This window comes from Sphingomonas sp. OV641 (genome assembly GCF_900109205.1).
Taxonomy (GTDB): domain Bacteria; phylum Pseudomonadota; class Alphaproteobacteria; order Sphingomonadales; family Sphingomonadaceae; genus Sphingomonas.
On sequence record NZ_FNZB01000003.1, the window covers coordinates 342,603 to 355,267 of the forward strand.

General features: G+C 66.2%; 10 protein-coding genes. 3 read left to right on the plus strand and 7 right to left on the minus strand.

Features of this window, described 5'->3' with window-relative positions:
• Positions 1-43 precede the first annotated feature (43 nt).
• Together uvrA and BMX36_RS15570 are read right to left on the minus strand one after the other, a co-directional pair.
• Complete coding sequence (uvrA, locus tag BMX36_RS15565) at positions 44-3,037, minus strand: excinuclease ABC subunit UvrA (protein ID WP_093066836.1); 2,994 nt, start codon at positions 3,035-3,037, stop codon at positions 44-46.
• Positions 3,038-3,119: 82 nt separating this feature from the next.
• Complete coding sequence (locus BMX36_RS15570) at positions 3,120-4,310, minus strand: tetratricopeptide repeat protein (protein WP_093066838.1); 1,191 nt, start codon at positions 4,308-4,310, stop codon at positions 3,120-3,122.
• A 355-nt stretch (positions 4,311-4,665) separates the two neighbouring features.
• Here BMX36_RS15570 and BMX36_RS15575 point away from each other — a divergent pair, with 355 nt between their 5' ends.
• Positions 4,666-5,766, plus strand: a complete 1,101-nt coding sequence (locus tag BMX36_RS15575) for a glycosyltransferase 61 family protein (RefSeq protein WP_143058585.1) — start codon at positions 4,666-4,668, stop codon at positions 5,764-5,766.
• On the opposite strand, the gene BMX36_RS15580 is transcribed toward BMX36_RS15575, so the two are convergent.
• From BMX36_RS15580 to BMX36_RS15600, 5 genes are read right to left on the minus strand one after another with little or no spacing between them, the layout of a single operon-like run.
• A complete protein-coding gene (locus tag BMX36_RS15580) occupies positions 5,763-7,265 on the minus strand; it encodes a Coenzyme F420 hydrogenase/dehydrogenase, beta subunit C-terminal domain (RefSeq protein ID WP_256210841.1) in 1,503 nt (500 codons plus the stop codon). The two genes, BMX36_RS15575 and BMX36_RS15580, sit on opposite strands and share 4 nt — an antisense overlap.
• Positions 7,252-8,418 carry a polysaccharide pyruvyl transferase family protein gene (locus tag BMX36_RS15585; protein ID WP_093066842.1) on the minus strand — a complete coding sequence of 389 codons (1,167 nt, stop codon included), beginning with the start codon at positions 8,416-8,418 and terminating at the stop codon, positions 7,252-7,254. Before BMX36_RS15585 ends, BMX36_RS15580 begins: the two co-directional genes overlap by 14 nt.
• A 5-nt stretch (positions 8,419-8,423) precedes the next feature.
• Positions 8,424-9,398, minus strand: coding sequence for a Gfo/Idh/MocA family protein (locus tag BMX36_RS15590; protein ID WP_066781627.1), 975 nt, complete (start codon positions 9,396-9,398; stop codon positions 8,424-8,426).
• Positions 9,399-9,409: 11 nt separating this feature from the next.
• Positions 9,410-10,351, minus strand: a complete 942-nt coding sequence (locus BMX36_RS15595) for a glycosyl hydrolase (protein ID WP_066781625.1) — start codon at positions 10,349-10,351, stop codon at positions 9,410-9,412.
• Positions 10,348-11,163, minus strand: a complete 816-nt coding sequence (locus BMX36_RS15600; RefSeq protein WP_093066844.1) for a TIGR04290 family methyltransferase — start codon at positions 11,161-11,163, stop codon at positions 10,348-10,350. The genes BMX36_RS15595 and BMX36_RS15600 overlap by 4 nt, the downstream gene beginning before the upstream one ends.
• 227 nt (positions 11,164-11,390) lie before the next feature.
• On the opposite strand from BMX36_RS15600, the gene BMX36_RS15605 reads away from it, so the two are divergent.
• Both BMX36_RS15605 and BMX36_RS15610 read left to right on the plus strand, forming a co-directional pair.
• Positions 11,391-12,302: a glycosyltransferase family 9 protein gene (locus BMX36_RS15605; RefSeq protein WP_143058586.1), complete on the plus strand. Its 912-nt coding sequence runs from the start codon at positions 11,391-11,393 to the stop codon at positions 12,300-12,302.
• On the plus strand, positions 12,259-12,663 hold the full coding sequence (locus BMX36_RS15610; protein ID WP_093066846.1) for a DUF6165 family protein: 405 nt from the start codon (positions 12,259-12,261) through the stop codon (positions 12,661-12,663). The genes BMX36_RS15605 and BMX36_RS15610 overlap by 44 nt, the downstream gene beginning before the upstream one ends.
• The last annotated feature ends 2 nt before the right edge of the window (positions 12,664-12,665 follow it).

Here is a 12,665-nt window from a genome sequence, read left to right on the forward strand (position 1 = left end):
GCTGGCGGTCCCCTCCCCATCTTTGATGGGGAGGATTGGTGTGTCACTCCGCCGCTTCTGCCTCGCGCTTGGTGAGAAGTGGGGCGAGGTATTTGCCCGTGAAGCTCCGCGGCTCTGCCGCCACCACCTCGGGCGTGCCTTCGGCGACGATCTCGCCGCCCTTCACGCCGCCTTCGGGGCCGAGGTCGAGCACCCAGTCGGCGGTCTTGATGACGTCTAGGTTATGCTCGATCACCACCACCGTGTTGCCCTGCTCGACCAGCGCGTGGAGCACTTCCAGGAGCTTGCGGACGTCCTCGAAGTGCAGGCCGGTGGTGGGTTCGTCCAGGATATACAGCGTGTTGCCGGTCGCCCGTCGCGCCAGTTCCTTGGCGAGCTTGACGCGCTGCGCCTCGCCGCCCGAGAGCGTCGTCGCCTGCTGGCCGACCTTGACGTAGCCCAGGCCCACCTCGACCAGCATCGCCATCTTGTCGCGGATCGGGGGCACCGCCTTGAAGAATTCCGCGGCGTCCTCGACCGTCATGTCGAGCACATCGGCGATGCTGTGGCCCTTGAACTTCACCTCCAGCGTTTCGCGATTGTAGCGCGCGCCGTGGCAGACGTCGCAGGTGACATACACGTCGGGGAGGAAGTGCATCTCGATCTTGAGCAGGCCGTCGCCCTGGCACGCCTCGCAGCGGCCGCCCTTGACGTTGAACGAGAAGCGGCCGGGCTTGTAGCCGCGCGCCTGCGCCTCGGGGAGCCCCGCGAACCAGTCGCGGATCTGGGTGAAGGCGCCGGTATAAGTGGCCGGGTTCGAACGCGGGGTGCGGCCGATCGGCGACTGGTCGATGTCGATCACCTTGTCGAGGTGCTGGAGGCCCGTTACCTTGTCGTGCTTGCCGGCGAGGATGCGCGCGCCGTTGAGCTGGCGCGCGGCGGCAGCGTACAGCGTGTCGATCGTGAAGCTCGACTTGCCCGAGCCCGAGACGCCGGTGATGCAGGTGAAGGTGCCGAGCGGGATCGAAGCGGTGACGCCGGTGAGGTTGTTGGCGGTGGCGTTGTGCACCGTCAGCTTTTTGCCCGAGCCCTTGCGGCGCTTGGCGGGGACGGGGACTTCGCGGGTGCCGTTGAGATAGTCAGCGGTGACCGAGCCCTTGGATTTGAGAAGCTGCTTGAGGGTGCCCTGCGCTACGATCTGGCCGCCGTGGACGCCGGCGCCGGGGCCCATGTCGATGACGTAATCGGCGGTGCGGATCGCATCCTCGTCATGCTCGACAACGAGCACGGTGTTGCCGAGATCGCGCAGGCGGCGGAGCGTGGCGAGCAGCATGTCGTTGTCGCGCTGATGGAGCCCGATCGAGGGCTCGTCGAGGACGTAGAGGACGCCCGAGAGGCCGCTGCCGATCTGCGACGCGAGGCGGATGCGCTGGCTCTCGCCGCCGGAGAGGGTGCCGGAGGTGCGGTCAAGGTTCAGGTAATCGAGGCCGACGTTGTTGAGGAAGCCGAGGCGCTCGACGATTTCCTTCAGGATGCGCTCGGCGATCGCGCGCTGCTGCGGGTTGAGGTGATCGGGGAGCTGGGTGAAGAAGGCGAGCGCATCGACCACCGATAGGCGGGTGGCGTGGCTGATGTCCTGCATCGCCACCTTCACCGCCAGCGCCTCGGGCTTGAGGCGGGCGCCGTTGCAGACCTCGCACGGCTGGGAGGATTGATACTTGCCGAGCTCCTCCTTCATCCAGGCGGATTCGGTCTGCAGCATGCGGCGGTTGAGATTGCCGATGACGCCTTCGAACGGCTTGTTGACGTCGTAGCTCTTCTTGCCGTCGATGAAGGTGAGGGTGACGGGCTTGCCGCGGGTGCCGTGGAGGATCGTCTGCTGGATCTCGGGCGGGAGATCGGACCAGGGCGTGTCCAGGCTGAAGCCGAACTCGCGCGCGAGGCTGCCGAGGACCTGCATAAAATAAGGCGAGGGCGGGTTCGACTTCGCCCAGGGAACGACGGCGCCCTTCTTGATGGTAAGCGCGTGGTTGGGGACGACGAGGTCCTCGTCGAAGATCAGCTTTTCGCCGAGGCCGTCGCAGGCGGGGCAGGCGCCCTGGGGCGCGTTGAAGGAGAAGAGGCGCGGCTCGATCTCGGCGATGGTGAAGCCGCTGACCGGGCAGGCGAAGCGTTCGGAGAAGACGATGCGGTTGGCGGGGATGCCGGCATTCTTCATCTTGCCGCCGTCCACACCCGTTCGCCCCGAGCCTGTCGAAGGGCGTGTCTCGGACGTGCCGTCTGCGGCACGTGCTTCGACAGGCTCAGCACGAACGGAGGAGGTGGCTTCCTCAACGGTGGTGCCGGCGAGATCGACGTACGCCAGTCCATCCGCCAGTTTCAACGCGGTCTCGAAGCTGTCCGCCAGGCGGGTGGCGATGTCAGGGTTCACCGCGAGGCGATCGACCACCACCTCGATGTCGTGCTTGTACTTCTTGTCGAGCGCTGGAGCGTCCTCGATCTCGTGGATCTCGCCGTCGATGCGCACGCGGGTGAAGCCCGCCTTCTGCCACTCGGCCAGTTCCTTGCGGTATTCGCCCTTGCGGCCGCGCACGACGGGAGCGAGCAAATACAGCCGCGTGCCCTCGGGCAGCGCCATGACGCGGTCGACCATCTGCGACACGGTCTGCGCAGCGATCGGCTCGCCGGTGACGGGGCTGTAGGGCACGCCGACGCGCGCCCAGAGCAGGCGCATGTAATCGTAGATCTCGGTGACCGTCGCGACGGTCGAGCGCGGGTTGCGGCTGGTGGTCTTCTGCTCGATCGAGATGGCGGGCGAGAGGCCCTCGATATGATCGACGTCGGGCTTCTGCATCAGTTCGAGGAACTGGCGGGCGTAGGCGGAAAGCGACTCGACGTAGCGGCGCTGCCCCTCGGCATAGATGGTGTCGAAGGCGAGGCTCGACTTGCCCGAGCCGGACAGACCGGTGATCACCGTCAGCGTATCGCGCGGAATATCGACGCTCACGTCCTTGAGATTGTGCTCGCGCGCGCCGCGGACGGAGATGTGAGTCAGCATGCTGTAGGTTCTACTTCCGTTCCGGTCGGCAGGATAGACCCGGGATGTAGGAAGCGGGTGCGGCGGATGCCAGCGGTGGTGATTAGCGCCGGCCCTCCCGGCCCATGGACGGCAGCTTGGCGCGGGTCGCCTTGGCCTCATCATGCTGGCCGAGGCTCTGCTGAATATTCGCCATCGTATTCAGAGTCCAAAGATGGCCCGGTTCGCGGGCGAGCGCGGCCTTCAGCTTTGCCAGCGCAGCGTCCGCATCTTTCCTCGCCAGGCTGAGAATGGCTTCTCCGCGAAGCAGCAGCACGCTGGACGGGTTCATGACGCGTACTGCATCAAGGTCGCGCTCCGCCGCAGCAAAGTCACCGCGCTCCGCGTAAAGGTTGGCGCGCCAAACAAGCATAGACTCGTCCCGAGGCCTGTCGTGCAGAACGCGGGTGATGTCGGCGGTCGCTTCGACCAGTGCGCCGGTCGCGGCGTAGGCTTGGGCTCGCTGCTCATAGCCCTCCGTGTTGTCGGGGCGAAGCTTCAGCGATTGGCCAAAATCTTCAATGGCGAACTGATATTGCTCGCCTTCGAGATAAAGCAGACCGCGATTGTAGAGGGCGTAGGAGTCGCTGGGATCGAGTTCCAATGCGCGGTTGTAATCGTCGATCGCGCGATCCGACTGGCCGAGGCTATGCCGCGCAATCCCGCGGTTGCGCATGAAATCAGCACGGTCTTCGCGTGAGAGACTTTGGTCGACGAGCAGACCGTCACAGGCTGAAAGTTGTTCCTGAGGCGACAGTTTGTCTTGATAGTTGAAACACCGGTCGCGTTCCTGATCGGCAATCGTAGCAACCCCGCCAAACAGAAAAATGCCGCCCAGAATGATGTTCCAGGCTGCCGAGGCCCAGAAGCGGCGGGGATGCGCGGCGCGCTCGTAGGTACGATTGAACCCGCGCACGAGCGGCTCGATCGTGCCGGTCGCCAACGCTCTGGCGACGGTGAAAAGCGAGCCACAGCCGAGTGCACCGAGTAGGATCGGCTGGAAGCTAGGCGAGCGGGCGAAGCGTTCCGCGGCCGGGGTGAAGATAAAGATCGCGAAACCAGCCAGTGCGACGAGAAGCCCGGAGCAGTAAATGAACTGCCGTTCCGATCGCCACGACAGGTCGAGCGGCGGCGCGGCAACGACCCGGCGGCTCGGATCGGCCGCGACATAGCGATAGACGTAGGCGACCGGGGCGTAGGCGGTCGCGACGATGCCGATGAGCAGCCAGACCTGAACGGGAATGTCGTCGAACATCGGCGCGCAGAGTGGCGGGTCGGGGAAGGAGCCGCAAGCGCGATCGCGGCGGCCCCTTTTGCCCGATCAAATTCTCGCGTTGGCCAGAGCGAGGCGCATTCTCTTGAGATTGCCGGTCTTCTCCACGGGAACCTTTGGCAGAGCGAATGGCAGCGGCTGCCGCTGGGAAAGTGGAAAATCGTGACGGCGGCACGAGCTTGCGAAGAGGCGGGATCAGCTTTAGCGCCGATGGCGACGCCGCCTGCTGCGGCAAGGGGGAGGAACGGTGGCGGCAGGCGGTCCTGTTTCACGCACAATCCGGTGGGCGCATGTGCAGGCCGCGGAGCGACCTGCGGGCCAATTTCACGGCGGCCCCGTGCTGGGCGACGATCCGGAAAGCATGCTGCTGCGGCACAATCGTTCAGGCCAGGTAGTGGACCATTTCGCGCCCGCGCCGCGCGATCCCGTGATTTTGCGGGGTTCCTACGCCTATCTCGGACGGACGTTCGGCCATTTTGGCCACATCATGTCCGAAATGATCCACCGCATTCTGCCGTCCCGGCAGGTGGCGAAGCGGCCGCACTGGCTGATCGTGCATCAGCGCGGCAGCCCGCCGACGTTCGAGGCACTGGCGCCGGTTGCGCAGGCGATGCTGCGCCTGCTGGGGGTGAATGAGCGTAATTGCACGGTGATCGCGAAGGACACGATTGTCGAGGAGCTGCTGATCGTCGAGGCGGGCGCGGAATTGGGCAGCGTGCCCAAGGACTGGTACCTCGATCTGTTGAACCGGCGCGGGCCGGGACGGGGGCCGCTGGACGATACCTTTCCGAAGAAGGTGTACGTTTCGAGGAGCGGACTCGAGGACAAATCCGGGCTGCTGGGCGAGAAGGTACTCGAATCCATCTTGGTGGACGCGGGCTTTCACATCATGCACAGCGAGAAGCTACCGCTGCCGCGGCAATTTGCACTGTATCGCAATGCCGAGGTGCTGTTGTTTGCCGAGGGGTCGGCGTGCCACGGCGTGGAGTTATTCGGCCATGACACGCTGCGCCACGCCATTCTGATGAACCGCCGGCCAAAGGTTGCGACCGCGTTCGATCGCGTGCTGGCGCCGCGTGCGCGGCGCTTCGACCATTTCACGGGCAACCCGTTCTTCGGCACCGCAGCGTTCAACGGGCGGGGCGATCCGCGCGCCGATCGCGGCGTATCCGCCATCGCGCTGCACGATCTGGTAGCGTTTCTGGCGGAGATCGGCGTGGCGACGGTGCCGCGGGTGCCGGCGCTTGCCTATCTCGCGGCGGCCCATGCCGATCTGACGCTCTATACCGATCGCGCTACCGCCGTGACGCGGCGATTGCAGCCCGAGCTGCTGCCGAAGCAGCTGGCGCTGGTCGAGCGGCTGCATGACGTGTTCACCGCATCGGTCCAAGCGGGGGCGCGGATCGGGCCGGTGCCGCGCCACCCCATGCCGGCCTAGCCCTCCCCGCCATCCAGCCGGGCGAGCCACTTGCCGAGGCGACCGCGTTTGTAAGCGAGCGCCTGATAGACGTAGAGGCTGGCCTTGGCCCAACCCACATAGAGCATCGGCCAGTTCAGGCGCTTCGCGGCCCAGGACATGCGGTGACTCCACCAGGCTATGGCGGCGCGGGTGCGGTAGATGGCGCGGCGGCGCGGCGGGTGGCCGGTGGCGCGGGGAGCGACGCGCTTGACGGGCGTCACGCGGCGCTTCTGCCACGTGAGGCGATAGGCTAGGCCATCGCGGCGCTGGCGGAAGCCGGCGGCTTGGGTTCCCGCGATGAAATCGGCGTCGACCTGTTCAAGGGCGAGGCGGCCGTTGTCGATCGCATTGGCGATGCTGGCGGCGATTTCCGGACTGCGGACGATCACGACGTTGGTGCCGCGGCCGTCTGACGAATAGGGCTCCACCCAGGCATCGCCGAAGGAGACGTCGGCGCATTCGGCGACCACGTCGTCGCAGGCGTCACATGCGGAGTTCTGGAAGAAGCCGGCGCCCCAGTCTCCGTCGGCGAGGTGGAACCAGTCCTGCCAGCGCGCGGTGCCGTCGTTGAGCGTCAGGTGCGCGGTGTACCAATTGGCGGGGCGATCCGGATCCTTGCGGCGATATTCCACGGCGCGCACCTCGTCACGCGGAACCCCTAGCTGCCAGGCAAAGCTGTCGACAAAGGCGGCGCTTTTCATGTGGCCGCAGAAAAGGCCCAAGAGGTGGGTGACGCGCTCGTTCAGGATCGGGTCCTGCTCACGCAGCAGGCTTACCGCCTTGATGAAGCACGGAATGCCGACGATCGCATAGCGACCGGGCGTGGCGCGGATTTCCGCGAGCACCTCAGCGAGGTCGACGGGGTAGTAGCGCGAGCGGGCGCCCTGGAGGATCTGCTCGGGCGTGCGCGAGATCCGGTAGTGGAACAGGCGGTCGCCGGTCGCGGGAATGACATGGGCGACGCCGTCGATCTGGCCGGACGCGAGCAGGTCGGCGGCGACCCAGCTTACCATGCCCCCGCTGCTGCCGCGCTCCCGGAAGGGCGCTTGGTGGGCGTGGCCGACGTAATTGGCTTCGTAGCGGCCGAGGCGGGGATCGTGGTGTGGGGCGCGTGGGAAGCGGGCGGCGGCGAGTTGGTCTTCGTTTCGGGCGGTGGGGGAGAAGGGGCAGGTTTGCGCGAACGCTGTGGGGGCCGGGCTCGAAGCGGCGGGTGACAGCGTGTGCGGCGCGTTGGATCCCGGCTCAAGGCCGGGATGACGGGGGGTGGTCGCCCCGCTCGTCATGCCGGGCCCGTCGACGCCGCCTCTGGCGTCGCTCAGGACAGGGCCGCCATGACGGTAATGGTTGAGGGTGGCGGCGCTGGGCTTGCGCTGGCCGTAGCGGTCCCACGCCATGCCGCTGGTCGCGCAACCGCCGCAGCCGATGCACAGGCCCGAGGCTACGATGTCCGACGGGGTGAGGGGGTCAGGCGAGGGCATGGTCCAGGAAGCGCGAGGAGGCGGTGCGCTCGGCCGCAAGGCGAGCGGGAAGGTCAGTCGGAAGTGCGGCGAGCAAGTGGGCGAACGCCGCGTCGCTGGTGCCGTCTTCCACCAGGTGATCCCCCAGACCGAGCGCGCGAGTGAGATCCTGCACCTTGTTGCGACGATAGGGCGAGGCGGCACAGACGAAGGGACGGGCGTGGCGGATCGCGAAGACGCAGCCGTGGAAGAAGTTGGTCGCCACGGCGGTCGCGCCGGCGATCAGGGTGGAGAAATCGGCCGGGGTGGCGTCGATTCGCTCGTCGTCTGCAATCGGATTGGGATAGCCGATCGTGACGAGGCGGGTGCCGGTCGCGTCGGCCCAGCGGCGGAGCTGCGCGGTGAACCAGTCGGGGAAGCTGTGGCCGTACACCACGGCATAACGCGTGTCCGACCGGGCGGCTGCGTCGGGGATCACTTGCGGGAATTGCAGGCAAGGGTCCAGGACGAGGGGGATGCCGCTGTCTTCCCGTCCGTTCCCAGCGAGTTCGAGGGACGGACCAGGGGCAGCTTGGCCGAGGCTGGTGCCTCGACTTCGTTCGGCACGAGCGAACGATAATCGGTCCGAAGACAGGGGAGCCAGCATCGCGCGGCTGTTCTCGTCGCGCACGGAAAGCGCGTGAAAGCGGCGGAGGCGCTCCAGCCAATGCGGGTCTATCCCATCGGCGGCGTCGTGATTGCCGAAGCTGGCGGCGTAGGAGACGAGACGATCGGCGTTCAGGCCTTCGCCGAAGAAGATCGACGCGCCCGAATACCAGGGGTGGCGGAAGTTCCAGACCTCATCGCTGCCAATCACGACGGCGTCGTAGCGCGGTGATCGCGCCGCATCCTCGAGCGGGAAGGGCGGCGAGAGCGGCAATGCGTCGACGGCGGCGATCAGCGCGCGGGTCTTGCGACCCAGCGCGGCGAAGTGGCGCGGGGCGGTCCGGACCGGCAGGGTGGGCTGGAAGGCGTTGCGCGCCTCCCGCCACTCCACCCGACGTGAGCGGTGATCGAGGATCTCCGCATCGAGGCCGCGCGCGCGCAGTCCTTCCACCAGACAGCGCGCCTGCCAATAGGAGCCGTAGTTGATGGAACGGTGAAAGGTGAGAACGCCGACTTTTCGTGAAGCCATGCCGATCAGCGACCATAGATGAGGTCGAGCACCTCCGCCGAACGGGCGAAATGATCGGCGGCGGGATCGTAGTGATGGCTTTGCGCAAGCTGGGTCGCCCAGGCGGCGGCGGCGCGGCCGCCCCAATCGTCCGCGCCGTCCGTCAGGCGGCGGGCGGACGTGCCGGTAAAGTGATCGGCGGTGAAGTCGTAAAAGCTGCCGCCGACGTTGCGGAACGCCGCGCCGCCCTGCGTGCCGTAGAAATCGGCGGCGATTACCGCATCCTGGCCGGCATGGAGGCGCCACGAGCAGGTGAGGCGCACGTCGGTGCCTCCGGCGGTGAAGCTGGCGCTGGCATAATCCTCGACCGAGCCGGGATGGAGCGGCTGGCCGCCGGCGTAAAGCGCGGCATGCGCATCATGCGCCTTAGGGAAGCCGAGCGCCCAGAGTGCGAGATCGACGAGGTGAACGCCGAGATCGACGACGCAGCCGCCGCCTGATTGTGCGGGATCGTAGAACCACGGCTTGTCCGGGCCATAAGCGTTGTGGAAGGTGAGATCGATTGCGAAGATGTCGCCCAGCGACCCTTCACGGATCAGCTGCGCGATCGCCTCCATCCCGGCAGTGTGGCGATAGGACAGGTCGACGCCGAGCAGGCGATCGGCCTGGCGGGCGGCGGCGATGACCGCGTTCACCTCCGCTGCGGTGCGGCCGAGCGGCTTCTGGCAGAAGACCGCTTTGCCGGCCTCCAGCGCCTGGATCGACTGATCGGCGTGGAGCGCGCTGGGGGTCGCGATCACCACACCGTCGATATCGAGCGCGAGCATGGCATCGAGCGAGTCTACGATGCGGATCGTGGGGGCGACGGTGGCGGCCTCCGCAATACATTCGGGCGAGGGATCGCAGACGGCGACGGCCTCGACCGCCCCCGTCGCGACCATCGCGGCCATGCGGTGACGACCGATCCAGCCGGTGCCGAGGAACCCGATACGGGGCTTCATGCGCGTGTCTTTCAGGCCGACGCGGCGAGCTTGAGCGGCGTGGCTTGCGCCGAGCTTGCCTGGGCGGGGGCGTAGCGGTCGATCATCTCGGCGCAGAAATCGGCAAACATCTGCGGATCGCGCGCCGGACTGGTGTGATGCGGCTGAACGCCCAAATGCTCGGGAGTGAAGCAGAAGGTGACCGTGACATCGAAGTCAGCCAGCGCTTCCATCTGCCGATCGAACCAGTCGAGCGCATTGGGGCGGAAGCGATCGGCCCAGCTGAGACCGGTACGCAGCTTGCGCGTGCCGAGCCGCTTGAGCCATCCGACCGCTTCGTCAAGCCGCGGGTCCTCGAAGTGGAACCATTGCATCAGGCCCATGTCTGCGGCGTGACGGGCATAAACGTCGAGCGCGGGCTTGGGTGTGCCGTCTTCGCGGATCAGGCCCATGTAGAAATGGCGGTAATAGCTGGAGCCCTCCGCCTCGCGGTGGCGGGTGGTGGCGCCCCAGGACTGCGGCAGATCGTACAGCGAATACCAATAAACGTTGGGCACGCGGCCGATGAGCAGTTCCGCCGTCTTCTCGACGCCGAACACCTGCACCTCCTCCGCACCGAACGAGCCAACGCCGACTTCGGTGACCCAGATCGGCTTGTCGGTGACGACTTCCTCGATCTCCGCGATCTTCTTGGGCCAGTCGTGGATCGACCACAGGTTCCAATCGAGCGGGAAGCCGTGCACCGCGATCACGTCCACTGCGTCAAGCGCACCATGCGCGCGCATCCGGTTCACCCATTGCGGGTCGATAGGCGACATGCCGCCCAGCACGCGGGTGATCGCCGGGTTGATCGCAGCGATCGAATTACCGGCGCGGATCACGTGATCGGCATAGGACGACCAGTCCGGATCGATTTCCGGATCCCAATGCGATTTGTTGTTCGGCTCATTCCAGATCATCGCCGCTTCGATCACGAACTTGTTCCCCCCTTGGCTGGATAGACGGCCGCCGGACCATATTGGCCGAACGGCACCGGTGCGACCCGGCAGAAATAGACATCGCCGTCGGCCGCAGCCTCGACAGTGAAGCCGGCCGCGCGCAGCATCGCCTGGCTGGCGGCGGCGTTGGGCGCCCACCAATTTGTCCAGTCACCGGCGAATTTCTTCTCAATGAAATGCATCTTGGGATAGCCGGGCGCGTCGAAATAGGCCGGTGGGCGGTAGGTGTCGGGTTCGAAGAACGGGTGGTCCTCCGGCACGTCCGCCACCTCGCGCGAGCCCTGCTGCAGCGTCTGGAAGAGCATGGCGTCACTGGCGACATGCTCTCGGATCAGGTCCAGTGCGAGCAGAGGGTGACGCAGGTGGTAAAGGACGCCCATGAAGATCACGAGGTCGAACTTCTCGCCGAGCTTCGCCACGTCATAAACCGACAGGTTGCGAAACTCGACGCCGGTGAAGCCCAGCGCGTCGGTAGCGAGGCGGGCCTGCGCGAGATAGCGATCGTCGCTGTCGATCCCGACCACGCGCTCCGCACCGCGACGCAGCGCCTCGACCGAGTAGAAGCCCGCGTTGCAGCCGATGTCGAGCACGCTCCTGCCGGTGAGGTCTTCAGGGAAGATCGCGGCGAAGCGCGCGAACTTGTCCGCCGGGTAATTGCCCAGGAAATGATCGGGCGCCGTCTCCACGCCGTTCAGATCGATATTGTGAAACCACGGCGCCAGCGCGGCGATGCTACTACTTAGCTCGCGTTTGCGTGTCTCGTCATTCGAACGTGCGGCTACCGGCATCGCGCCCCCTGGATGTCGGCCCGCGACATGCGCGCCAAAGAAGACTGGTCCTCTAGCACGGTGGCACGGGGACCCTCGTTACACCTAACGATCCGACAACAAAGCTGTTCCCTGCCGCCGTTCGCGCCAATCGTTTCGCACTGAAGGAGGTGATGAAGGGAACCGCGGTGGCCCCGCAACATTCAGCTTTGTTGATGAGTGATGGCGCGCAGCAATGGATTTCCGCGATGCGAGCGGGCGATTACCCGCGCGCCTGGGCCCTGTCCGCGCGCGACATGGCTCAGCGGGATCCAGCGACGCGCGACGATCCCAGCCTGCCATATCACCTGCGCTGGGTATGGGACGGCCGTTCGTTCGACGGGTACGACGTGCTGGTGCGATGCTATCACGGCCTGGGCGACACGATCCAGTTCGCGCGATTCCTGCCGATCCTGGCCAGGAGGGCCGCCAGCGTGACGGTGGAAGCGCCGGCGCGGCTCCGAGACCTGATCGCAAGCGTGGATGCCGGGATAAACGTGGTGCCGTTTGATCATGCCCACCCGCTGCCGCCCGCGGCATGCGACATCGAGATCACCGAACTGCCCTTTGCGCTGCGCGCGCGGCCTGAGACGGGCATTTTCCCCTATGTGAAGGCAAGCGCGGCGGCACTGCCGGCGGGTATCACTGGCCTGTGCCATCAGGGCGGGGACTGGGATCCGGCGCGTTCGCTCGATCCCGCGCTGTTCGCACCAGTCGCGGCGGCGCATCGCTGCATCACGCTGGTTGCCGAGCCATCACCGCTGCCGGTGCTGAACCCATCGGGCTGCGCCTTTGCCATGGATGCAACGGCATCGCTGGTGGCGGCGTGCGATCTGGTCATTACCGTCGACACGATGATCGCGCATCTCGCCGGCGCGCTGGGCCGACCGACCTGGCTGCTGCTGAAGGCGGAGCCGGACTGGCGCTGGAACCCGGCCGCGACGGATACGCCCTGGTACCCGAACATGCGCCTGTACGTGCAGCGGACACCCGGCGACTGGGCGGGCGTGATCGCGCGCGTTGTGCGCGACCTGGCGGATCGAACATCCACTTTCACCAACGACGAAAGGCTGGCCCATGGCGAGTATCGCGGCACCATCAGTTCCCGTGTCCTGGGGTGAATTGCTCGACAAGATCACCATTCTGGAGATCAAGCGCGAGCGGATCACACGGGCCGCGGCGCGCGAGAATGTGCTGCGCGAGTATCGCATGCTGCAGAGGATTGGTGGCCAGGTGCTGAATCGCAGCGGCATCGCCCCGCTCGTCCGAGCGCTTAAAGCCGTGAATGAGGCCTTGTGGGAGATCGAGGACGCGATCCGCGAACAGGAGGCGGCGCGCCAGTTCGGGGCCGACTTCATCCGTCTCGCCCGTGCCGTGTATCAGCGCAACGATGAGCGGGCGGCGATCAAGCGCGAGATCAACCTGAAGCTGGAATCGGATCTGATCGAGGAAAAGAGCTACGCGAGCTGTATCGCGGCCTGACG

Coding starts and splice junctions, on each gene's coding strand:
- BMX36_RS15590 (WP_066781627.1), bottom strand. CDS start 9,398: ATGAAGCCCCGTATCGGGTTCCTCGGCACCGGCTGGATCGGTCGTCAC.
- BMX36_RS15570 (WP_093066838.1), bottom strand. CDS start 4,310: ATGTTCGACGACATTCCCGTTCAGGTCTGGCTGCTCATCGGCATCGTC.
- BMX36_RS15610 (WP_093066846.1), top strand. CDS start 12,259: ATGGCGAGTATCGCGGCACCATCAGTTCCCGTGTCCTGGGGTGAATTG.
- BMX36_RS15605 (WP_143058586.1), top strand. CDS start 11,391: ATGCGAGCGGGCGATTACCCGCGCGCCTGGGCCCTGTCCGCGCGCGAC.
- BMX36_RS15600 (WP_093066844.1), bottom strand. CDS start 11,163: ATGCCGGTAGCCGCACGTTCGAATGACGAGACACGCAAACGCGAGCTA.
- uvrA (WP_093066836.1), bottom strand. CDS start 3,037: ATGCTGACTCACATCTCCGTCCGCGGCGCGCGCGAGCACAATCTCAAG.
- BMX36_RS15580 (WP_256210841.1), bottom strand. CDS start 7,265: ATGCCCTCGCCTGACCCCCTCACCCCGTCGGACATCGTAGCCTCGGGC.
- BMX36_RS15585 (WP_093066842.1), bottom strand. CDS start 8,418: ATGGCTTCACGAAAAGTCGGCGTTCTCACCTTTCACCGTTCCATCAAC.